This is a genomic window from Halalkalibaculum sp. DA3122, from assembly GCF_043951865.1.
Taxonomy (GTDB): domain Bacteria; phylum Bacteroidota; class Rhodothermia; order Balneolales; family Balneolaceae; genus JAMQKA01.
This window is the reverse complement of record NZ_JBINJF010000009.1, coordinates 86,255-108,223: the sequence shown is the minus strand read 5'-3', so window position 1 is coordinate 108,223 and position 21,969 is coordinate 86,255. Positions and strand designations below refer to the sequence as shown.

The 21,969-nt window shown below is 49.8% G+C and carries 20 protein-coding genes; 14 read left to right on the top strand and 6 right to left on the bottom strand.

The annotated features are described in order from the left end of the window. Positions 1–98: 98 nt before the first annotated feature. From ACG2F4_RS08470 to ACG2F4_RS08460, 3 genes are all read right to left on the bottom strand, one after another. Complete coding sequence (locus ACG2F4_RS08470) at positions 99–1,463, bottom strand: sodium-dependent transporter (protein ID WP_395259791.1); 1,365 nt, start codon at positions 1,461–1,463, stop codon at positions 99–101. 202 nt (positions 1,464–1,665) lie between these two features. After that, on the bottom strand, positions 1,666–3,702 hold the full coding sequence (metG, locus tag ACG2F4_RS08465; RefSeq protein ID WP_395259790.1) for a methionine--tRNA ligase: 2,037 nt from the start codon (positions 3,700–3,702) through the stop codon (positions 1,666–1,668). Between the two features lie 166 nt (positions 3,703–3,868). Then, positions 3,869–4,405 (bottom strand): RNA methyltransferase, encoded by a 537-nt coding sequence (locus ACG2F4_RS08460; protein WP_395259789.1) that lies wholly within the window; start codon positions 4,403–4,405, stop codon positions 3,869–3,871. A gap of 147 nt (positions 4,406–4,552) precedes the next feature. On the opposite strand from ACG2F4_RS08460, the gene greA reads away from it, so the two are divergent. From greA to ACG2F4_RS08430, 6 genes are all read left to right on the top strand, one after another. After that, positions 4,553–5,050, top strand: coding sequence for a transcription elongation factor GreA (gene greA, locus ACG2F4_RS08455; RefSeq protein WP_395259788.1), 498 nt, complete (start codon positions 4,553–4,555; stop codon positions 5,048–5,050). Positions 5,051–5,053: 3 nt separating this feature from the next. Next, complete coding sequence (locus ACG2F4_RS08450; protein WP_395259787.1) at positions 5,054–6,406, top strand: UDP-glucose dehydrogenase family protein; 1,353 nt, start codon at positions 5,054–5,056, stop codon at positions 6,404–6,406. 12 nt (positions 6,407–6,418) lie between these two features. Further along, a complete protein-coding gene (locus ACG2F4_RS08445) occupies positions 6,419–6,871 on the top strand; it encodes an NUDIX domain-containing protein (RefSeq protein WP_395259786.1) in 453 nt (150 codons plus the stop codon). 68 nt (positions 6,872–6,939) lie between these two features. Beyond that, positions 6,940–8,094: a hypothetical protein gene (locus tag ACG2F4_RS08440; protein ID WP_395259785.1), complete on the top strand. Its 1,155-nt coding sequence runs from the start codon at positions 6,940–6,942 to the stop codon at positions 8,092–8,094. 9 nt (positions 8,095–8,103) lie between these two features. Continuing rightward, entirely contained in the window at positions 8,104–9,879 is a 1,776-nt protein-coding gene (locus tag ACG2F4_RS08435; RefSeq protein WP_395259784.1) for a caspase family protein, read from the top strand. Further along, positions 9,876–10,733, top strand: coding sequence for a hypothetical protein (locus tag ACG2F4_RS08430; protein ID WP_395259783.1), 858 nt, complete (start codon positions 9,876–9,878; stop codon positions 10,731–10,733). The genes ACG2F4_RS08435 and ACG2F4_RS08430 overlap by 4 nt, the downstream gene beginning before the upstream one ends. A gap of 47 nt (positions 10,734–10,780) precedes the next feature. Here the strand turns inward: ACG2F4_RS08430 and ACG2F4_RS08425 are convergent, their stop codons facing one another. Both ACG2F4_RS08425 and ACG2F4_RS08420 read right to left on the bottom strand, forming a co-directional pair. Next, a complete protein-coding gene (locus ACG2F4_RS08425; protein WP_395259782.1) occupies positions 10,781–11,065 on the bottom strand; it encodes an RNA recognition motif domain-containing protein in 285 nt (94 codons plus the stop codon). A gap of 201 nt (positions 11,066–11,266) precedes the next feature. After that, positions 11,267–12,196 (bottom strand): hypothetical protein, encoded by a 930-nt coding sequence (locus ACG2F4_RS08420; RefSeq protein ID WP_395259781.1) that lies wholly within the window; start codon positions 12,194–12,196, stop codon positions 11,267–11,269. 410 nt (positions 12,197–12,606) lie between these two features. Here ACG2F4_RS08420 and sufB point away from each other — a divergent pair, with 410 nt between their 5' ends. From sufB to ACG2F4_RS08380, 8 genes are all read left to right on the top strand, one after another. Then, positions 12,607–14,058, top strand: coding sequence for a Fe-S cluster assembly protein SufB (gene sufB / locus ACG2F4_RS08415; protein ID WP_395259780.1), 1,452 nt, complete (start codon positions 12,607–12,609; stop codon positions 14,056–14,058). Between the two features lie 106 nt (positions 14,059–14,164). Continuing rightward, positions 14,165–14,941 (top strand): Fe-S cluster assembly ATPase SufC, encoded by a 777-nt coding sequence (sufC, locus tag ACG2F4_RS08410; RefSeq protein WP_395259779.1) that lies wholly within the window; start codon positions 14,165–14,167, stop codon positions 14,939–14,941. Between the two features lie 7 nt (positions 14,942–14,948). Beyond that, positions 14,949–16,295 carry a Fe-S cluster assembly protein SufD gene (gene sufD, locus ACG2F4_RS08405; protein WP_395259778.1) on the top strand — a complete coding sequence of 449 codons (1,347 nt, stop codon included), beginning with the start codon at positions 14,949–14,951 and terminating at the stop codon, positions 16,293–16,295. 7 nt (positions 16,296–16,302) lie between these two features. After that, entirely contained in the window at positions 16,303–17,553 is a 1,251-nt protein-coding gene (locus ACG2F4_RS08400; protein WP_395259777.1) for a cysteine desulfurase, read from the top strand. Positions 17,554–17,639: 86 nt separating this feature from the next. After that, entirely contained in the window at positions 17,640–18,191 is a 552-nt protein-coding gene (locus tag ACG2F4_RS08395) for a NifU family protein (protein ID WP_395259776.1), read from the top strand. 62 nt (positions 18,192–18,253) lie between these two features. Beyond that, entirely contained in the window at positions 18,254–18,592 is a 339-nt protein-coding gene (locus ACG2F4_RS08390) for a HesB/IscA family protein (RefSeq protein WP_395259775.1), read from the top strand. 18 nt (positions 18,593–18,610) lie between these two features. After that, on the top strand, positions 18,611–19,129 hold the full coding sequence (locus ACG2F4_RS08385) for a DUF2480 family protein (RefSeq protein ID WP_395259774.1): 519 nt from the start codon (positions 18,611–18,613) through the stop codon (positions 19,127–19,129). 213 nt (positions 19,130–19,342) lie between these two features. Continuing rightward, positions 19,343–20,101, top strand: coding sequence for a DUF1499 domain-containing protein (locus tag ACG2F4_RS08380; RefSeq protein ID WP_395259773.1), 759 nt, complete (start codon positions 19,343–19,345; stop codon positions 20,099–20,101). A gap of 357 nt (positions 20,102–20,458) precedes the next feature. Here ACG2F4_RS08380 and ACG2F4_RS08375 read toward each other — a convergent pair whose 3' ends face one another. After that, positions 20,459–21,820, bottom strand: a complete 1,362-nt coding sequence (locus ACG2F4_RS08375) for a TrpB-like pyridoxal phosphate-dependent enzyme (RefSeq protein WP_395259772.1) — start codon at positions 21,818–21,820, stop codon at positions 20,459–20,461. Between the last annotated feature and the right edge of the window lie 149 nt (positions 21,821–21,969).

The window sequence follows — 21,969 nt, the reverse complement described above, 5'->3', positions numbered from 1 at the left end:
CAATGGTTATCGACCGCAAAATGATTTACAGCGAGGGAACCACGACTTTTTAAAGTTGGTCAAAAATAGCATGAGCGGTTAAGGATAACAAGCGTGGATTAAAACATATTTGGGAAGAGGGCACGCAGCAGGTTAAAGAGGATAACGATTGGGCAGATAATCATCACAAAAAACTTCCAGGCTTTACCCAGCAGGGTGTCTGAGAACCCCTTGTAGCCGGAGTTCAACTCTTTGAAGGCATTTTCCGTTTTCCAGACATATCCCAGGAACAGGCATATCATGATACCGCCGAGGGGGAGGCCAATCTGGCTGAATACAAGGTCCAGAAAATCGATCAGCGGCAGGTAAAACCCGATGATCAGCGAGATAAAAAGAATTCCGAGACCAATGTAGACGGCCGCAGTCTTCCGCTTTACATCGTATTCATCAATGGCGAAGGAGACCGGTACCTCCAGCAGCGAAATAGTGGAGGTCAGGGCCGCCACACTCAGCAGCAGGAAAAAAGTGCCGCCGAAAACAAGTCCGAGCAGCCCCCCCAGTTCATGAAAGAGAGCCGGCAGTACCTGGAAAATAAGTGCCGGGCCGGCCAGCAGGCTGCCGTCATCGGCAAAAATGGAGATCCCCGCGGTCTGGGCCATGTACATGGCGGGAAGGATGAGAAGCCCGGCCAGGAAGGCGATCCCGACATCGGTTATCGTTACGAGTGCCGCGGCTTCGGGAATATTTTCCTTTTTGCTGAGGTAGGAACCGTAAGTGATTAGCGCACCCATTCCCAGGGACAGGGAAAAGAATGCCTGCCCCATGGCCGCGAATATAAGTTCCGGGGTAATCATCGAAAAGTCGGGCTGCAGGTATACGGCCAGCCCCTCCGTGCTGCCAGGCTGGGTGATGGTGTACCCGATCATGATGATCAGGATCCCGATCAACAGCGGCATCATGGTTTTCGTGGCCCGCTCGATACCGTCACTGACCCCTCCCACAATGATGGAAATGGTGGCACCCATAAACAGGGTTGAAAAGATCGCGTTCAGGAGCCCGTTATTGGTATCGGCAACCCAGGTGGCCCAGTCGACAAGCCCCAGGAAAAAGAAAATCTCCTCGAAGACGTAGCTCACCGTCCATCCGGCGATCACGGTGTAGAACGAAAGTATCATGATGCCGCAAAGCACTCCCCACAGGCCAATGAGGGGATAAAATTTGTTGCTGCCCCCCAGTGCTTTAAACGCACCCACGGGATTTTTCTGGGTATGACGGCCGATAGAAAGTTCGGCCATCATAACCGGGAACCCAATGAGAAAACAGCAGATCAGGTAGATTATCAGGAACGCCCCGCCACCATTCGAGGCCGCTTCGGTCGGGAATCGCCATATGTTGCCCAAACCGACAGCCGATCCCGCAGCGGCAAGGATAAAACCGATTTTCGAATTCCAACTCCCCCTGGTACTTGCATCTGAAATAGCCAAATGAAAATCTCCTTATTTTTGGTCGCAGTTAAAATAGTGTCTTAACATTTATGAACGCATCCGGGCACTACCGGCAAATCCAAATGCATTTATAAAGTGACTAAAGAAAGAATTAAACTCGAACATTTTTGAAACCCGATACTCCCAATTGTCCCTTCCGGTACCCCGTCGTATTAATAACGGCGTCTGGATGTTGAATGTGTCAGGTAATCGGGCTGCCGGGTTCGGCATCCGTTTCTACGAAACGGAGCCTCCCGTCGGCCGTTTCGGCCATTAAAATCATCCCGTTGCTTTCAACCCCCATCAGGGCTTTGGGTGCCAGGTTGGCCACCACGCAGACCTTTTGTCCCACGATCTCTTCCGGGTCGAAATCGGGAGCAATGCCTGAGACGATTGTTCGCGTCTCGAAGCCGAGGTCTACCGTCAGCCTAAGCAGCTTGTCTGCTTTTTCGATAGGCCGGGCCTCGACAATCTTGCCCGCCCGTATATCGATGGCCGTAAAGTCGTCGAACTCAATTTCATCCTTAAGCGGTTCGTAGTCCGCCGTTTGCCCGTCTTCCGACATCTCTGCAGCGCGATCCTTCAATTTCTGCAGCTGCTGCTCGATCTGTTCATCCTCAATTTTCTGGAACAGGATTTCGCCCTGCTCCACTGCTTTACCCACTTCCATCAACTGGTCGTTCACCGCATCCCAGCCGATATCCTCCGGCAGTCCGAGCTGGTTTCTGAGTTGTGCCATCTTGCCGGGCAGAACCGGGTGGAAAAGCACCGAAAGGGCCGCGGATATCTGAAGACAGACGTGTAACGTATTAGCACAAGCCCGGGGATCCTCTTTACGGGTTTTCCACGGTTCCATCTCCGTAAAATATTTATTCCCCACGCGCGCCAGGTTCAGGGTTTCGGCAATCGCTTCACGGATTTTATAATGCTCATACTTTTCTGCAATGCTCTTTTTGTGCTGTTCAATCTGGTCCAGGGCTTCCCTGTCTTTGGGAGAGGGATCTGTCAGTGCGGGAACTGTACCGTCAAAATATTTGGAGGTAAAGGATGTCGTTCGGAAGATAAAGTTTCCGAGAACATCGGCAAGCTCACTGTTGACCTTCGTTTGGAAATCGCTCCAGGAAAAGTCGGAATCTTTGGTTTCAGGAAGGATGGTACCCAGAACATACCGCAGGAGGTCGGCCTCGAACTCTTCGAGGTACTCGTTCAGCCAAACCGCCCACCCGCGGGAGGTGGAGAGCTTCTTGCCCTCCAGGTTCAGGAACTCGTTGGCCGGTACATTTTCAGGCAGCACATAATCGCCGTGTTGCATCAGCAGCATGGGAAAAATGATGCAATGAAATACGATGTTGTCTTTCCCGATAAAGTGAACCAGTTCAACCTCCTCATCCTGCCAGTACGCTTTCCAGCGTTCCGGATCGCCCTGCTGCCGGGCCCATTCTTTTGTGGCGGATATATAGCCGATGGGAGCGTCGAACCATACGTAGAGCACTTTGTCCTCGAATCCTTCCACCGGAACCGGAACGCCCCAGGTCAGGTCACGCGTCATGGCCCGGTCGCTGAGCCCGTCGTTCAGCCAGCTTTTGACCTGTCCCATTACGTTGGGTTTCCAGTTTTTACGGGTGTCGAGCCATTCCTCCAGCTCCTGCTGGTAGTCTCCCATCGGCAGGTACAGGTGTTCGGTTTTCTTGGTAATCGGCTTGTTGCCGGTCAATGCACTTCTCGGGTCGATCAGTTCAGTGGGAGAGAGGGAGGTGCCGCACTGTTCGCACTGGTCGCCGTAGGCTTCTTCGTAGCCACAACTGGGGCAGGTGCCTTTCACATACCGGTCGGGTAGGAACATGTCTGCTTCCTCGTCATAGAGCTGTTCCTCCACCTTTTTCGTGAAGATGCCCTTCTCATACAACTTCTTGAAAATCTCCTGGGATGTCTCCCGGTGCACATCCGAGCTGGTTCGGCCGTAGTAGTCGAACGAAATCTTGAATTCCTCGAACACCCGCTTGTTCATCTCATGAAATTTGTCCACAATATCCTGCGGGGCAACGCCTTCTTTTTCTGCGGCAATGGTAATAGGCACTCCATGCTCATCGGAGCCGCAAATATAGACTACATCGGCGTTTTTAAGGCGCTTGTATCTCACAAAAAGATCGGCGGGAAGATAAGCACCTGCAATATGTCCGAGGTGAATAGGACCGTTGGCGTAGGGCAGGGCAGAGGTTACAAGAAGCTTTTTCGACATTCGCGTCAACTGTTGGATTAATAATTCGGTAGTTCAGATTGAGAGCGAAAATAACAGCTTAAATTTAAAAATCCGAAATTCGCGCCGCTTAAATCGGGTCGGGCTCAGACCGGCCGGACTCCCGGTGTTGATTCCGTCCTTTTTTAAGAGGGGGTGCAACATCTCATTATGACCACGATTTTTGCAGGAACCCGTACAGCGTTACCCCCACTGCCACGGAGACGTTCAGGGAGTGCTTGTTCCCGTACTGGGGTATATCTACAAATTGATCGATATGGGGCATAATCGTCTCATCAATGCCCGTTACCTCATTGCCGAAAACGAGGCACAGCTTTTTCTGCTCCGGCGGCTGGTAATCGGGCAGGTGGATGCTGTTGTCGGTCTGTTCGATCCCCACCAGGTGAAAACCGGCTTCCCGAAGCTGGTTAAAAAGGAATTCCGCATCCTCGAATTGCTTCCAGTCCACAAACTGTTCAGCCCCGATCGCCGTTTTGGATATTTCCGGCCGGGGCGGGGCAGGCGTAAAACCGGAAATCAGGATCTCTGAAATGCCGAACGCATCGGCACTGCGGAAAGCCGCTCCCACGTTGTGCATACTGCGCAGGTTATGCAGCAAAATTTTCAGATGTTGCATCGGCTCCGGGACCGACCGGGAGCGATTGTTCTTCAAAATCTGTTTCGTAGTAAGCTTTTTAATACTCATACAGCTGGACTTTCTTGAAAGTAACGAAGGTAAAATCGTTAGCATTAATACAAATATCATAGTATTTTTAGCGCCTAACAAACTGGAAAGTACGTAAAATATTTATGTCAGCTTCGGCTGGCATTCTTTTTTTGAAGTACATTTTGAATGAAAAAGCAGAACCTCGACACCATGAGTGATAAGAATTATCTGTCCAGAGAAGGTTTCGAAAGACTGGAAGCAGAACTTAAAGATTTAAAGACCCGTGGGCGGAAAGAGATCGCCGAAGAGATTGCCGAGGCACGTGCGAAGGGTGACTTAAGCGAGAATGCCGAGTATGATGCCGCCAAAGAGGCACAGGGGATGCTTGAGAAGCGGATCTCTGAGCTTGAAAATGCACTGGCAAATGCTCGGATACTGGATGAAGATGAAATAAAAACCGACAAGGCTTATCTCCTTTCCACGGTAACAATCCACAACCACAAGACCGATAAAGAGGTTAAGTACACGCTTGTCTCCAAAGACGAGGCCAATTTCAAGGAAAACAAGATTTCGGTTGACTCTCCCATCGGCCAGGCGATTCTGGGATGCGAGATAGGCGAGGTCGTTGAGGTGGATGTGCCCGCAGGAACACTGAAATTGGAAATAAAAAACATAGAACGATAACAGATGGATATTGCCGTAATAGGTACCGGTTATGTAGGACTTGTCTCGGGCACCTGCTTTGCTGACTCGGGAAATAACGTTACATGCGTTGATATCGATGAAGAGAAGATCCAAACCCTGAAGCAGGGGGAAATACCTATTTATGAACCCGGACTGCATCGGTTATTCAGCCGCTCGATAAAAGAGGATCGCCTGCATTTTACAACTAACTTGGAGCATTCTGTCAAACAGGCGGAACTCATTTTCCTGTGTCTTCCAACACCGCCGGGCGCCGACGGACAGGCCGACCTGAGTGCCGTCCTTAAGGTGGCGGAACAGCTCGGAAACCTGATTGATGAATACAAGGTCATTGTCAACAAAAGCACGGTGCCGGTTGGCACTGCCGAGCAGGTACGCCGGCGAATTGCGGCCAACGCGACCACCGATTTTGACGTTGTCTCCAACCCCGAATTTTTGCGTGAAGGAGCCGCGGTTGAGGATTTTTTGAAGCCTGAACGAGTCGTTATCGGGACTTCCAGCAAGCGGGCAGCGGAAAAGATGGAGCTCCTGTATGAACCGTTCGTGCGCAGCGGCAACCCGATCATCGTTATGGATGAACGGAGTTCGGAACTCACGAAATATGCTGCCAACTCTTTCCTGGCCACTAAAATTACGTTTATGAACGAGATTGCCAATATCTGTGAGCGGGTAGGGGCCAATGTCGATCACGTGCGGCGGGGTATCGGCACGGATTCCCGTATCGGCAAGCGATTCCTTTTTGCCGGCATCGGGTACGGGGGCAGCTGCTTCCCCAAAGATGTGCAGGCGATTCATCAGACCGCTTCCCAGTTCGGCTATGATTTCAAAATTCTCGATTCCGTAATGAAGATCAACGATGCACAAAAGATCTCCCTGCTCCCCAAAATGGAGAAGTTTTTCGGAACGGATGATTTTACCGGCAAAACATTTGGTATCTGGGGACTCTCTTTCAAGCCTGAAACCGATGATATCAGGGAAGCTCCGGCCCTGTATGTCACCAAGGAGCTGGTACAACGGGGGGCAAAACTAAAAGCCTATGACCCCGAGGCGATCGCTACTTTCAGGGCGGCTGCAGATGAAGAGGTGCTGGAGAACACCGATTTTGTACACGATCAAAAAGACGCGCTGCGGGGAGTGGACGCTCTCGTGATCTGCACCGAATGGAATGAGTTCCGGCGACCTTCGTTTGATAATTTCCCGAAACTGATGAAGGAAGCGGTTATCTTTGATGGTCGTAACCTTTACGATCTCAAGCGGATAGAGGATATGGATATCAAATACTTTAGCATCGGTCGCCCAACGGTTAACGTCCCTGAAATGCAACCCGACAACGCCTGATCCTTCAAAAATATGCCGCGGCTGGTAGATCTGTATCCCTACCGTTTTATAGAGGATACTCCTCAATTTTTTGTAGCAAAACGCGCGAAAAACAAAATGTATGCCGGGCAGTGGCGGATGGTCGGCGGCAAAGTAAAACCGGGAGAGACCGCCTGGCAAGCGGCTCTTCGAGAGCTTAACGAAGAGCTGAGTGTAGATCCCGAACGGTTTTGGTCACCTCCAACGTTAAATCAATTTTATGAGCCCTCGACCGATATGATACACCAGATCCCTGTTTTTGCAGCAGAATTAAACCGGGCGCCGGACATCCGGCTTAACGAGGAGCACACCCGCTATAAATGGATTACGATTGATAAAGCAGAACATTATATTTACTGGCCAGAACAGCGGAGAATATTACGGTTTATTCATGATATATTGTTGTCAAAAGCTATAATAGAAGACTGGGAAATCCCGATTCATTGATGAAAATTCCGCCTCTCGCAACGTGTTGTGCCGCCATATTTATAGGTCTATTTCTTGCCACTCCGGGCATGGCGCAAGAGACGAAAAGCTATGAGCTGCTGCCTTACCCGGATGTCTGGTACAATGACGTGGACGGTATTCGCGCAGGAGTGCGTGTGACAGGCCAGGTCCCCGGCACATTTCAGGATGGCCCCCACCGGTTGAATGCAGGGATCTGGCTCGGAACGTGGTGGCCAGAAGACCCCATATCCTACAATGTTGAATTTACCGAACCGATTCCTTCCATCTCGGGGTTCAACAGCGAGGGGAATATACGGCTTGCCAGTTCCATCAGGGCCGGATTTTCGCGTCACGGCATCCAATTTAATAAACGGTGGCAGCCGGGTTTTGACGAGCGTCAGTTTGTAACGTTTTCTGCCGGAATTACTGCACAAAAGCGCTTTGACGATTCCTATCTACTTTTCCCGCATACGTGGCAGCAGGAATGGCTGTGGCTTGGAACACTGGGATTTGAACTGAACAATGCAAACGTCCTGGGCCGCTATCAAGTCAAGGCCGATGTTAAGGCAAATATTGCGGGAGAGACTTCTCCATTTGTTTACGCGGCCGTGGAACTGAAGCAGCAGTTTTTGCTGGGGTCCGGGTTTGGACTCCATACACGCCTTTTTTCAGGGCTGGCTTCCGAAAAGACCGCACCGGAGTTTCTGTTTAGCCGCAGCTTCCGGCCGATCGTTCAGTGGAACCAGAACAGCCTGGTTCGTGCCAAAGGCACCATTCCCACCTCGTGGATGTCAACGGGTCTCTTCCAGGTAGCGGGCGGGGCGAACTTGAGAGGATACAGCGAGCAGGATATTTCTGCACTTGAAAACGGGCTGAGTCCTCTGCTGACCTCCGTGGGAGCACTCAATATCGAACTGGACTATCCCAACCCGCTCGACCGGGCAATCCGCAATATTCCGGTGATCGGTAATTTTATGAGGCTGCGTTCGTATATCTTTAATGATACCGGTACTTCACTGGGACTGACAAGCCTTGAAGAGTCTCACGTGCTTTCGGATGCAGGTCTCGGCTTTACGTTTTCCTTCAATATTCCTGATTATCTTGGCAACCCGCGGGGCCTGGTGCTTCGGTACGATCTCCCGTTGTGGGTTTCGCATCCGCAGGAAAATTCGCACTTTTCGTTTCGTCATGTCATAGGAATCGGAGCTGTTTTTACATTCTAATACCACTGCTTGAACCGTTTATTTCAATATAACCTCTTTTTCCTGGTCCTGGTCCTGGTACTGGGAGCCTGCACCAATCCGCGGTGGATGGTTAAAGATACACAGACGATCGATCCGGAGGATTACACGCTGCTTTCCTCCCGGGAGTTTCCTGCGGTATCCCAGCCGCCAACTGCAGAAGATCCTGTTCTGCACCTGCAGCTGATGTCCCAACAGCGGTATGAATTTGCACAAAAAGTTCTCATGGAGCGGTATGTACAGGACTACAAAATTCGTCCTTTTTTCTTTTCGCTGGGCGTAATGGGGGCGGCTACCGCTTTTTACCTGGCCAATTCCAATGCCGTTAACGGCATTGAGGGGCGCCTGGAAACGGTGACGCTCAATACTGTCGGTGGACTGCTGGTGCTGAGTTCGACTCTGAATTTCAAACCCGATGGGGAACCCCGCCCCACGGGAGAGGAGCGTTTTCTGCGGACATCGGGCTGGCAGATCAAAACCGATACTGCGCGGGTATCCAGCGCCGAACATGATTCGGCCACCATCAATATTTATTACAACGGGGATGCGATCACCGAACAGCAGCGTTATGGGCTCAGCAATGGCCAGATAAATGTTGATCTCGGTTCGGTGTTAAGTGCAGCAGAAATTACGGATCCGGATCCCGGCCCCGTAAATATCGAAGTCGGATACAGCGACAGCACCTACCTTTTTTCATACCCGCTGGATTCCATCCTCCGGCCGTTTGCCAGGGTGGAGACACCGGTGACAGAACTAAGAAATGCCCCCGATGAATCCATTGAAAATGTGTTGGCTGAACTCATTGAGGGAAGTCAGCTTCAAATAGTGGAAGAGGCCGGCCGGGAATGGTACAAGGTTCTGTACGGCATTTCGGATAATTTCATTGCTAGGGGAGATGTGTCTCTTGTCTGGAGAACTTCCGATTTTGCCAAAAAGAACCAGGTCGTGGCCGTTCCCACGGTTCCGTTTGGTAGAATTGATGTGGAAACGAATATCCCGATATTAAACGCATCGAATAAGCACGGTATAGGTATGCTCGTTGGTAATGAAGAATACCGGGGAAACTATACGCCCAGAAAGTATACGGGACGAGACCTGCAACTCATCGAAACCTACCTGCAGAATGCTCTGGGATATCCCTCCGACAGCATTTACCGGATGGAAGATCTGACGACCCGGCAGCCGGTAGATTCTGTCATGGCACTCATGCGTTATACAGCCACCGACAGCTCCAACATCTTTGTCTACCTGAGTGGGTATGGCGTGTTGCAGGACACACAGGGAGACTATCAACCCGCGCTGCTGCTGACTTCTGAAGACAGTACGGCACAAACGGCGATCAACCTGATTTCCCTGTATAAAACCATTGCCAGCATTCCTTCACAATCAACTGTTATCATCAACAATATCGATTTCCGCCAGTCGGCAGAAGCAATCGGTGAAGGGAGCAGCTCACTGCCGCGATTCCGGCAACCGCTTCAAAATGCGGCGATCTCCCTGGTCAATGAGAACGAAAGGCTGGCGATACTGTTTTCTTCAGAGCTGGATCAGTCGACCCACCTGTATCTGGGGAATGGGCAGGAGGATAAAAAGCACCATATCTTCCCGTATTACTTTGCAAAGGGACTTCAGCAGCGCAGGACCAACATTTCAGATCTATTTGAGTACCTGCAGCGCAATGTTTCTTACACAGCCCGCAAACTGCACGACGAGCCTGAAGATCCCATTTTTTTTGGTGATGAATCGATCAACCTTGACGGAGAATGAGTTACCTGTACCTGCTGTTAAGTGCCGGCTGCTCGCTGCTGCTCGTCCACCTGATGAAAGCCGGGGAGAGCAGAGACCAACGGATGCTCAACACATTTGCCGTCAATTACCTGGTTGCGGCACTTGTCGCTTTCAGTATCGGCGGGCTGCCCTCGCTGGAGGCAAATCTGGAACTGTTGACCAATCCGGGCTTCCTGTTTGTCGTGGCGACCGGCAGTATTTTTATTGTCAACTTCCTGGTGTACAGTAAATCGATACACCTGAACGGCATCGGAATCTCGGTTACCGCGATGCGACTATCCCTTCTGGTACCGGTACTGGTTTCGGTGTTGCTGTACAGGGAGTCGGTTACCGCGGCAACGGTTCTGGGCCTGATCCTGGTATTTGTAGCCCTGGGATTGCTGATCCCCCGGAAACGAACCATCCGGTTTAAGAAAATTGACGCCGCCTGGCTGCTGATCGTCATATTCCTGCTGACGGGCCTGGCCGACGCCTCCCTAAAAGTGTATGAAGAGGACTTCAGTCTGCAATTCAACGAATTGACATTTATGGGGATGGTCTTTTCCGTGGCATTTTTGGTGGGGTTGATCCTGATGTTTGTCCAAAAAGGACCTGCATTAAAAAAGGGAGAGGTTGTCACCGGTGTGCTGATAGGGATTCCAAACCTTTATTCAACGGTTTTTTTGATCTATGCGCTACACCAGATAGACGGTGCGATCGCATATCCCGTAGTGAATATCCTTAACGTGGCGGGAGGTACGCTGCTGGGATTTTGGATCTGGGATGACACCGTCACAAAGCTTCAGTGGTGGGGTATAGCGGCAGCCCTCGCCGCAATACTACTTTTGATTTAACCGTAAATAACGGGCATATCCCATTTTACGGGATATGCCCGTAGAAACTACTTCCGCCTGAACGCTCCCTTGCGCTGGTTGCGTTCTTCCCGGGGGCGGGCAACATTTACTTTAAGCATGCGTCCTTCGTATTCAGCACCATCGAGCTCTTGAATAGCCGTTTGTGCTTCCTCATCCGATTCCATCTCTACAAAACCGAACCCTTTTGAACGTCTGGTATCGCGATCGGTTATTACTTTGGCGGAGGCGACAGAACCAAACTCGTCAAACAGTTCCTGCAAGTCTTCGCTGGAAACTCCATAGTCCAGATTTCCAACATATATAGTGGTCATTTTTCGAAATATTAAATTAGCAAATATTAGACATTAGACATAGGATACGGCCGGGAGAACCGTCGCTGCAGTAATAAGTGAAACAACTTGGCAACCATCCGGCGAGAACCTAATCCTTTCAGGATTATGCTACGACTTTTTATAACAGGAACCTAATTAAAAATAGAGCGTCGGCCCATAAAATAAGAGTTTATATCATTGTCAATACCAGCCGAGTTTGAATCCCCAACGGCCAATATCAAAAATAAATGCGAGACCCCAGTAATAGATAAAATAGGTGCCGCCTGTGATCAGCGCGAGCCCGCTGATCAGGCGGAACCGATACGGCTTTTGAACCGCTGCTTTTCCAAGGCGATCCCCGCCGAGCCAGAGGATAATAAAGAACAAGAGGGCCATCACCGCAATTTGCCCGAGCCCCTGTACCATCATGACGCCCGCTCCATATATTGGGTTCTGAGCGCTGGCGGCATACGTGAGAAATTCCCTGAACACCGGGAAAGGCCGCCCAACGGCAAATAAACCGACAAGTGTACCAAGAAGCAGTGCCTTTGTTGTGGTCTGATTAAAAAAAGCGCGGGTTGTTGCCGAGAAACGCTGTTTTATCCGGTCCAAATAACCGAGTTCCAGCCCGCCCCATACCAGCATGATTAGACCCAGCATGGAAAATACGGCCTGTGCCTGCCCCAGGCGTACGGACCGCTGGTTTAGCACCTCGACTCCCTCGGCACCGAGGAATCCTGCAAAAATGCCGTATCCCCCGGTAATAACCAGCACGCCCGCGGTAAAGGCGCCAAATGCTTTCATTGCAGATGTTGTGCCGCTCCCGTCGGTCGAACACGCAAGTCCCGGAATCATCGCAAAGACAACACAGTTACAGGCGGTAAACGTGGCAGCCAGCCCGGCGATTGCCGCAAAGATGAACCCAAAACCACTGCCATGCTGTTCATAGCCTCCTGCCAACCGGCTGGTATCGCCGATCGTATTTCCGGCGATAACCTCTTTGCCAAAGCCATCGACAAGATGATAGTTCCAGAAACCGGCCAGTAATACGGCAAAGACGACCGCACCAAGTGTATAAGCTACCCGCTTGCTTTTCGGATAGGCGGCATGAAAATTTTGATAATTTGTCATTGTAATCCGATCATTTGTTTCGATTCAGGAACAAGTTAATATCTCAAAACCCTTATAATCTAAACAATATATATTTTTGCACAACTACCGCCGACCTGTTTTTACAGTTTGGAACCTGAATTTTTGCCTCGCAAGACAGTAGATCTCTCTTTTCATAACAATCATTTATCTCTGGTATAGACCCTTTCAATTGGTACGGACTGATCAAATTTATCATATTTGGATTGGAACAAGGAAGTTCATAAACAAAGCAGAAACAGTAGTCGTCTAAAGTTTTTGTTGCCCAACATTTTATGTATCTTTAAGCGTTTATATAGACTTAATTCAAATACGGTTTGAACGGATCGCATGAACCGTTTGTTTGCCAAACTGAATACAGAAACCAAGGAAAATCAGTAACCGACAAATTTATGAGTGAAACAGAAGCACTTGAGTCCATGGTTGGTGGTGAGTATAAATATGGCTTTACCACTGATGTGGAATATGAAGATTTCCCCACGGGCATCAATGAAGAAATTATCCGTGAGATTTCACGCCGAAAAGATGAGCCGGAATGGGTGCTTGAATTCCGTCTTGAAGCGTTTGAGAAGTGGAAGCAGATGGAAGAGCCCGACTGGCCAAATGTGAAGTACAAAAAGCCGGATTTCGATAATATCCAGTATTACTCTTCAACGAAGAAGAAAGACGGAAAGAAAAAGCCGGAAAGCCTGGATGATGTTGATCCGCAAATCCTTGAAACGTATGAAAAGCTCGGTATTCCCCTTCAGGAGCAAAAGCAGCTGCAGGGTATTGCGGTCGACGCCGTCTTTGACAGCGAGTCGATCTTCACCACATTCAAGGAAAAACTGGCTGAAGCAGGAGTTATTTTCTGCTCCATCTCCGAGGCTATTCAGGATCATCCCGAGCTTGTAAAAAAATATATGGGTACCGTGGTTCCCAAAGGTGATAATTTCTATGCCGCGTTAAATTCAGCGGTGTTTTCGGATGGGTCTTTTGTGTATGTTCCGGAAGATACGGTGTGCCCGATGGAACTCTCTACTTATTTCCGCATAAACAACATGCAATCAGGCCAGTTTGAGCGGACGCTGATCATTTGCGAAGACAACAGCCACGTTAGCTACCTGGAAGGCTGCACCGCCCCGATGTACCAGGAAAATCAGTTGCACGCTGCCGTTGTTGAGCTGGTTGCTCTTGAGAATGCTGAAATCAAGTATTCGACAATTCAAAACTGGTATTCCGGCGACGACGAGGGTAAAGGTGGAATATTCAACTTTGTAACCAAACGCGGCCAGTGCCGCGGGGACAATTCGAAAATTTCCTGGACCCAGGTTGAGACCGGTTCTGCCATAACATGGAAGTATCCGAGTGTAATTCTGTCCGGAGACAACTCTGTTGGGGAATTTTTCTCAGTCGCCGTAACCAATAAGCGCCAGCAAGCCGATACCGGGACCAAGATGATCCATATCGGGAAGAATACCAAGAGCACGATTATCTCCAAAGGTATTTCTGCCGGAGAGTCTAATAACAGCTATCGCGGGCAGGTTAAAATTAGCCCCCGTGCTGAAAATGCCCGCAACTATTCGGTCTGTGATTCGATGCTGATCGGCCAGACCTGCGGGGCTCATACATTCCCGTATATTGAGTCGGCCAATCCCACTGCAAAGGTGGAACACGAGGCCTCGACCAGCCGCGTCGGTGAAGACCAGATCTTTTATCTTCAGCAGCGCGGAATGGATGAAGACGACGCGGTAAACCTCATTGTAAACGGCTTTTGTAAAGAAGTGCTGAAAGAGCTGCCGATGGAGTTCGCTGTTGAAGCTGACAAGCTGCTTGGTATTAAACTTGAGGGCAGCGTAGGATAAAATAGCCATATCTTTTTGCTGTTAACCTGTCATTGCCAGCCAGGGAAAATCATCAGACCGATTACGAAATTTTAAACTATAACAAACTTAAAAGGAAACATATAACGTGCTAGAGATCAAAGACTTACATGTCATCGCCGAAGAGGATGGAACAAAGATCCTCAAAGGGGTGAACCTGACAATTGGAAAAGGTGAAATTCACGCCATTATGGGTCCGAACGGAAGCGGGAAGAGTACGCTTTCAAAAGTGGTAGCAGGACATGAGGCTTATGAAGTAACCCAGGGTGATATCTTTTTCGAAGGTGAAAGTATTTTAGAAATGGAAGCTGACGAACGGGCTCACCTGGGACTCTTCCTCGCATTTCAATACCCCGTGGAAGTTCCCGGGGTCACAAATTCCAACCTGCTCCGCGAGGCGTACAACACCATGGCCGAACACCGCGGGTGGGAGGAGCTGGATCCCCTGCAGTTTGAGGATTATGCTAAAGAGAAGCTGGATCTGATTGAAATGAGTCCGGAATTCCTGGAACGAAGCGTTAACGCGGGATTCTCCGGGGGAGAGAAAAAACGAAATGAAATTTTCCAGATGGCGGTGTTGAATCCCAAACTGGCGCTGCTGGATGAAACAGATTCCGGTCTTGACATAGACGCCCTGAAAATCGTAGCCAACGGCATTAATGAACTTTCAGGAGAAGAAAATTCTTTTGTGCTCGTGACCCACTATCAGCGTATACTGAATTATGTAGTCCCGGACCGGGTACACATCATGATGGATGGCAAGATTATCAAGTCCGGCGATAAAGAGCTTGCAATGAAGCTCGAAGAAGAGGGCTATGACTGGGTTGCCGAACATTCACCTGTAGCAGTAAATGGAGAATCGTAACGAGACTATGGCTAATATTACCAAAAGTAAAGATAAAGATACGTTCCTTTCTGACCTGCTGGAGTTCCAGGGGTCGCTGAATGGCAAGTCTGACTTGCTGGATGAACTGCGCCTCAAAGGGGCTGATGAGGTCCGTAATGGCCGGTTCCCGCAACCAAAAGATGAGGACTGGAGATTTATAAGCCTGAAGGAGCTCTACCAGGACAGCTACAAGGCTGCTGCCGCGCTCAAGGATCAAATTGAGCCGGTTGACTTCAGTAATTTTTTCCTCCCGGAAGCAGAAGGGTCCCGACTGGTCTTCGTAAATGGGACGTTCTCTGCTGAACATTCGAATACGGACGCACTGCCGAAAGGGGTAAAAGCCGGTAACCTGACACAGTTTGCCGCTGACGAGGACGGGCTCATCAAAAAGCACCTGAACAAGTATGCCGATTTTGAAGGAGATATCTTCACCTCTTTCAACAACGCTTTCCTGGAGGATGGCGCTTTTGTCTATATTCCGGAAAATGTGGAGGTCGATGCCCCTGTACATCTGCTCTTTGTTCAGACCGACGCGCCTGAAAACTATTTTGTAACTCCACGCTGCCTGGTTGTGGCGGAGGAAAATTCGAAACTGAATCTGGTCGAGGATTACGTGGGGCTGGGCGACAACAAATATTTTAACTGCCCGGCTATTGAGGTAAACCTGGAAGAGGATGCTCATGTAATTCACACCCGCATTCAGCGAGACAGTGAAAAAGCGATCCACATCGGTAGAGTGGGAGCACACGTAAATCACCACTCCAACTATGAGTCTTACACCATCAATATCGGGGCCAAACTTTCCCGAAATGAGCCGCGCGTTACACAGCTGGCCGAAGAGGTTGAGTTTACCCTCGATGGTCTCGTGCTTATCGATGGAGAGCAGGTGTCTGACACCCACTCGGTCATGGATCACCGCCATGCGCATGCCGAGAGTCACCAGCTGCATAAATGTGTAATCAATGACAAGGCGCACTCTGTCTTCAACGGCAAAATTTTCGTACGCCAGCACGCGCAGAAGATCGACTCGTTCCAGGAAAACAGAAATCTGCTGCTCTCAAGAGGAGGTACGGTGAATACCAAACCTCAGCTTGAAATTTTTGCAGACGATGTCGTATGTACCCACGGCGCAACCGTTGGACAACTGGAAGAGGATGAAGTCTTTTACCTGAAAAGCCGGGGTCTGACCGAAGAAAAAGCGCGTGAACTGCTGGTATACGCTTTTGCACTTGAAACGATTGAAAATATCCCGATCGATTCCGTGCAGAAGCTCCTGGTTGATGAAGTACACAACTTCACCAATCGCCAACTCGATTCCGAACTCGTAGTATAATTCCAACATGGCTGAAGCTGTAAAGACCAAAACAGATAATACGGTCGATTTCGACAAGATCCGGAAGGATTTCCCCGTCCTGCGACAGGAGATACGGGGAAATCCCCTGGTATATCTTGACAACGCGGCTTCCAGTCAGATGCCGCAACCGGTGATTGATCGGATCAACCGGTATCACTCGGCCGAACATGCCAATGTTCACAGGGGCATCCATTCGCTGAGCCAACAGGCTACCGACGAGTTTGAGGTAACCCGGAAAAAGGTGCAGAAACTGATCAATGCCAGGCATGAGCACGAGATCGTCTACACCACCGGAACAACCGATTCTATCAACCTGGTAGCCAACAGCTTTGGTCGCCGTTTCTTTTCCGAAGGGGACCAGATCCTGGTTTCAGAAATTGAGCATCACGCGAATATCGTCTCCTGGCAACTTATAGCCGAGCAGACGGGGACTACTCTCGAGGTGGTACCGGTCAATGACGACGGCGAGCTGATCTGGGAGGAATACCTCGGGAAACTCAATGAGAAAACGGCGATTGTTGCAATCACTCACGTCTCGAACGCGCTGGGTACCATAAACCCGGTAAAAAAGATCGTGGCGGAAGCCCACAAGCGCGATATTCCGGTTCTGCTGGACGGGGCACAGGCCGCTCCACACAGCACAATCGATGTCCAGGAGATCGACTGCGATTTTTATGCTTTCTCTGCCCATAAAATGTGCGGTCCCACCGGCTTTGGCATCCTGTACGGCAAGGAGAAATGGCTGGAGGAGATCCCACCTTTCAGGGGCGGAGGGGAGATGATCGACAAGGTGACGTTTGAGAAAACGACGTGGAATCGCCTGCCCTACAAGTTTGAGACGGGGACCCCGCCTATTGCGGCCGGTATCGGGTTCAGCTCCGCTATCGATTATCTAAACAATATTGGCATGGAACAGATCGCCGCACGTGAGCAGGAATTGCTGGAGTACGGTACTGAACAGCTGTTGAATATTGAAGGACTCAGAATTATCGGCACGGCCACAGAAAAGGCTTCTGTGCTCTCTTTTGTTTTCGAGGATATCCATGCCACTGATATCGGCACTATACTGGACCAGCAGGGAATTGCCATTCGAACCGGTCATCACTGTGCCCAGCCCACCATGCGACGATTCAATGTACCGGCTACGGCCCGAGCTTCTCTCAGTTTCTACAACAACGAGGAGGATATCGACCGGCTGGTACAGGGGATCAAAAAAGCGAAAGAATTGTTTGCCTGACCGAATATTCCGTTTTTAAGGAAATGTTTTTCTATTTATATTCGTTCTAAATAAACGAGCGAAAGACTAACTAACCAACTTCAGTTATGCCAAAGATCAAAGAAATAGAGCGTACACCCAATCCGGATGCGATGCGTTTCGTATTGGACGAACCGCTTACCAACGGGGTCACAAAATCGTTTGAAAATGCCGATGAGGCAAAAGAGGACGAACTGGCTGATGCGCTTTTTGCCATCGATCATGTGCTTAACGTCTATTACGTAGATAAATATGTGACCGTAACACAGGATGGCAAAGCGGTTTGGTCGGAACTTCTACGCAAGTTGGCGCCCCCGATCCGCGAGGCCAATACCCAGCTGGATGCGACCGAGGATGAAGAGGTGCACGCCACCAAAGAGGTCCAGGAAAGTGACGATCCCCGCCTGGTTCAGATTAATGAAATGCTGGATGACCAGGTGCGACCGTATCTTCTGGCTGATGGCGGTGGACTCAAAATTCTGGGGCTCGACGGAAACCGCCTCAAAGTTCACTACCAAGGGGCCTGCGGTACGTGCCCGACGGCTACTTCCGGTACCTTATATGCCATCGAAAGCATGGTAAAGCGTATTGATCCGGAAATTGAAGTGGTTTCGGTCTAGCCATTATTTGTTCCCCTGCCTGGCGATATGACTGGATAAATAAATGACGAGGTGTAAACATTATGTCTATCTCTGTTAGTGAACGCGCTGCGAATCGCATTAATGAAATACGCGAAGAGCAGAACATCGCCAACGATGCACTGTTGCGTGTTGGCGTGGTAAGCGGCGGCTGTTCAGGACTTACTTATGAGCTGGATTTTGATACCAGTCCTTCTGAAGAGGATGAGAAGGAGAAATTCTTTGAAGACAAGGGAATCCGGCTTGTTGTTGACATGCGCAGTTTCCTCTACCTCTCCGGTACCACCCTCGACTTCACGGAAGGCCTGAACGGGGAGGGCTTTCACTTTCACAACCCAAACGCATCTCGCACCTGCTCCTGCGGTGAATCCTTTTCAATATAAAAACGGAGTCATCAATTTATGGCGACTGCTGAAGGCGAAATTGTCAACAAGGTCAAGAAATCAAAAAAGCTTGTTACCATAGATCTGCAAAAATATTATGATGACACCCCGGTTGTCGAGCTTGATCTCAAAGACTTTTTATTTAAGGGACTGATCCTGAAAGAAGACTATTTCAGAGAAAAGCTGGAAGTGCACGAATGGACACAATATAAAGGGCAGTACCTGGCCGTCTACTGCTCTGAAGATGCTATCATTACCCGTTGGGCCTATATGCTCATCGCTGTATACGCAGCTCCCCACGCCAAAGATATTTTTGAAGGCCGGGAAGCGGACCTCCTTTTTGAACTCTACCGCAGGAGACTCGATGAGGTAGAGTGGTCAAAATATGAAGACAAGTTTGTTCTTCTCAAAGGATGCAGTGATAAGCCGGTGCCGGAAAGCGTGTACCTTCATGCCACCAAAAAACTCCTTCCTCACGTGGCCAAACTGATGTATGGCGAAGCCTGCTCCAACGTTCCTGTATACCGAAAACAGTAGCCTTTCTCGCTATTTTCTTAAAATACATACAGTAGCCAATTCCAAGCAACGATTACCCATAAAATTATGTTAAAAGGAATGGCAAGTCCGGATACCGGCATATTAATGAAACGCTCAAGACTGTTTCTCCGGCTGTTCACTGCCTGAGAAAGAATATCAGGCAAATCGGAGCAAACCGTTTAACTATCTTTCCAACAGTGATAAACAGGGATTATGGAGACTGCCAATGAACAACTTCCGCTGTCAAAAACGGCCATAGCAGCTTTAATCTTTTCAACCGTGGGAGCGCTGGCCTTTCTTATGTCCGGTTATGGATATCAGTGGGGATGGTGGGGACTGTTCACCTCATTCCGTATTTTACTGCCGGGAGGTGCTATCCTCGGGTTATTGGGACTGATCCTGGCTTTCGCATATCCTTTTACCAACAGGGGAGACAAACCCGGTACACGGGGCAAGGGCCTGGCCTATTCTGCCGCTTTTTTAGGCCTTCTGGTCGTCGCGAATTTTGGATATTGGTTTTACCAGGCCCAGCAGTATCCTCCGATTCATGACATATCCACCGATATACAAAATCCCCCTGAATTTAAGGCGGTGGTACCATTGCGGGCAGACGCCCCGAATGATATCGAATACGGGGGAGAAGAGGTGGCCAAGCTTCAAAAAGAGCACTACCCGGATATCGAGACGCTGATTTTACAGGTTCCATACCCCGGGGCGTTTGAACGCGCGCTGCAGGTCGCCCGGTCTACTTCGTGGGAAATCGTGGGGTACTCTGAGCAGGAGGGACGGATTGAAGCAACTCACACACTACCGTGGTATGGCTTCAAGGATGATGTGGTTATCCGGGTGGATACGGCAGATTCGGATTCCACGGCCAGTAAAATTGATGTTCGATCGGTTTCTCGTATCGGCCGGGGAGATATTGGTGTGAATGCGCACAGGATTCGGGATTACCTGCAGCGGTTGCAGTAGTGTTCAACCGATCACCGATAATTTCGTGCGCAGTTTATGTTCAGTCGTTTGGGGTAGCCTGCATTTATCACGATAATTTTTGATGAAATTATGTACCCTAATGGCAGGCAGTATCTTGCATCATATTTTACAGACATTGTATGTAACAGGGTGTAACGTGCCGCGATATTTGCCCTCCAGCTGCGTTAAAGGGAAAATCGCCTGCTCAACGTACGAAAGTACGTCTGCGCGGCCATTTTCCCTTCGCCTTGCTGAAGAACAAATTTCTTGGTGAGAAATGCCGGCTAGAAAAAAGCCTTCGAGGTACTGGAAACCCCGAAGGCTGTTAAATATAATATAGTGATATACTGCCAGACTCTATTCCGGCTGTATGGCGGCAATCTCTTTGATTCCCTCCTGGAGTTCATCCTCGGTAAAGGTGTGATCATGCAGTTTCCCGGCAAAATAATCCTCGTAGGCCTGCATATCTACGAATCCGTGGCCACAGAGATTAAACAGAATCGTTTTGGAAACGCCTTCTTTTTTGGCCTGTTCCGCCTCACGGATTACCTGGGCGACCGCGTGCGTAGCTTCTGGTGCTGCGATAAATCCTTCTGATTTGGCAAGTTTGATTCCGGCTTCAAAACATTCCAGTTGTTGAATTGCCACCGCTTCAATCAGCTCATCTTTTAACAGCTGGCTGCAAAGCACACTGGCCCCGTGATATCGAAGTCCGCCGGCATGAATGGCCGCGGGAGTAAAGTTATGTCCTAGGGTGTACATCGGCAACAGGGGCGTATAGCCGGCAGTATCCCCGTAATCATACAGAAACTCTCCCTTGGTCAGCTTTGGGCACGAGGCGGGTTCAACGGCTACAAAGCGGGTATCTTTCCCTTCCTTAAGATTGTTGCGCAGAAAGGGAAATGAGATTCCGGCAAAGTTGGATCCCCCGCCAAGCGGAGCAATAATTACATCCGGGTAATCGCCGGCGTACTCCATCTGTTTTATCGCCTCCTGTCCGATAATTGTCTGATGTAGCAGCACGTGGTTGAGAACCGACCCCAATGAGTATTTTGTCGATTCATCCTGTACAGCCCGTTCAATCGCCTCCGAAATAGCGATGCCCAAACTGCCGCTGGTATCGGGATCTTTCGCTAGGATATCCCGACCCGCCTGGGTTCGATCGCTGGGAGAGGGGTACACGTCGGCGCCAAACGTGTTCATCATCACTTTACGGTACGGCTTTTGGTCATAACTGATCCTTACCATGTACACTTCACAGTTGACATCGAACTGGGAGCAGGCAAACGCAAGAGCCGTACCCCACTGACCGGCTCCGGTTTCAGTCGTGATATTTTTGACGCCGGCCTGCTTGTTGAAATATACCTGGGGCACAGCGGTATTGGGCTTGTGAGACCCACTGGGACTGCCCCCTTCATATTTGTAGTAAATTTTGGCGGGGGTATCCAGCATCTTTTCCAGTCCCCGTGCGCGGTACATGGGAGAGGGACGCCAGATTCGGTAGATCTCGCGAACTTCGTCCGGTATTTCAATCTTCCGTTCCGCGGATACCTCTTGCTCGATAAGCGACATCGGGAAAATAGGGGCCAGATCATCCGGACCTGCCGGTTCTTTGGTTTGAGGGTTGAGCGGGGGGAGCGGCTTGTTGGGCATATCCGCTACAATATTATACCAATGAGTGGGAATGTCGGCCTCGTCCAGAATAATCTTTCTATCCATAATTGATTCCTGTAATGCAGATTAAGGTTATCGTATTTTTCGCACAATAAAGAGGAATATGATAATAATTCATTGGTTAGGATGCACCCCGCCTGGACTTTTTTTGGAAGCCTGTTGGCTGGGCCGGATCGGATACAGAAAAATAGCAG

Bases quoted from the DNA above. Each gene is read 5' to 3' on its own strand.
- ACG2F4_RS08385 (WP_395259774.1), top strand. From the start codon at position 18,611: ATGGCGACTGCTGAAGGCGAAATTGTCAACAAGGTCAAGAAATCAAAA.
- ACG2F4_RS08425 (WP_395259782.1), bottom strand. From the start codon at position 11,065: ATGACCACTATATATGTTGGAAATCTGGACTATGGAGTTTCCAGCGAA.
- ACG2F4_RS08460 (WP_395259789.1), bottom strand. From the start codon at position 4,405: ATGAGTATTAAAAAGCTTACTACGAAACAGATTTTGAAGAACAATCGC.
- metG (WP_395259790.1), bottom strand. From the start codon at position 3,702: ATGTCGAAAAAGCTTCTTGTAACCTCTGCCCTGCCCTACGCCAACGGT.
- ACG2F4_RS08445 (WP_395259786.1), top strand. From the start codon at position 6,419: ATGCCGCGGCTGGTAGATCTGTATCCCTACCGTTTTATAGAGGATACT.
- ACG2F4_RS08440 (WP_395259785.1), top strand. From the start codon at position 6,940: ATGGCGCAAGAGACGAAAAGCTATGAGCTGCTGCCTTACCCGGATGTC.
- greA (WP_395259788.1), top strand. From the start codon at position 4,553: ATGAAAAAGCAGAACCTCGACACCATGAGTGATAAGAATTATCTGTCC.
- ACG2F4_RS08390 (WP_395259775.1), top strand. From the start codon at position 18,254: ATGTCTATCTCTGTTAGTGAACGCGCTGCGAATCGCATTAATGAAATA.
- ACG2F4_RS08380 (WP_395259773.1), top strand. From the start codon at position 19,343: ATGGAGACTGCCAATGAACAACTTCCGCTGTCAAAAACGGCCATAGCA.
- ACG2F4_RS08395 (WP_395259776.1), top strand. From the start codon at position 17,640: ATGCCAAAGATCAAAGAAATAGAGCGTACACCCAATCCGGATGCGATG.
- ACG2F4_RS08400 (WP_395259777.1), top strand. From the start codon at position 16,303: ATGGCTGAAGCTGTAAAGACCAAAACAGATAATACGGTCGATTTCGAC.
- ACG2F4_RS08375 (WP_395259772.1), bottom strand. From the start codon at position 21,820: ATGGATAGAAAGATTATTCTGGACGAGGCCGACATTCCCACTCATTGG.
- ACG2F4_RS08450 (WP_395259787.1), top strand. From the start codon at position 5,054: ATGGATATTGCCGTAATAGGTACCGGTTATGTAGGACTTGTCTCGGGC.
- ACG2F4_RS08420 (WP_395259781.1), bottom strand. From the start codon at position 12,196: ATGACAAATTATCAAAATTTTCATGCCGCCTATCCGAAAAGCAAGCGG.
- sufB (WP_395259780.1), top strand. From the start codon at position 12,607: ATGAGTGAAACAGAAGCACTTGAGTCCATGGTTGGTGGTGAGTATAAA.
- ACG2F4_RS08430 (WP_395259783.1), top strand. From the start codon at position 9,876: ATGAGTTACCTGTACCTGCTGTTAAGTGCCGGCTGCTCGCTGCTGCTC.
- sufD (WP_395259778.1), top strand. From the start codon at position 14,949: ATGGCTAATATTACCAAAAGTAAAGATAAAGATACGTTCCTTTCTGAC.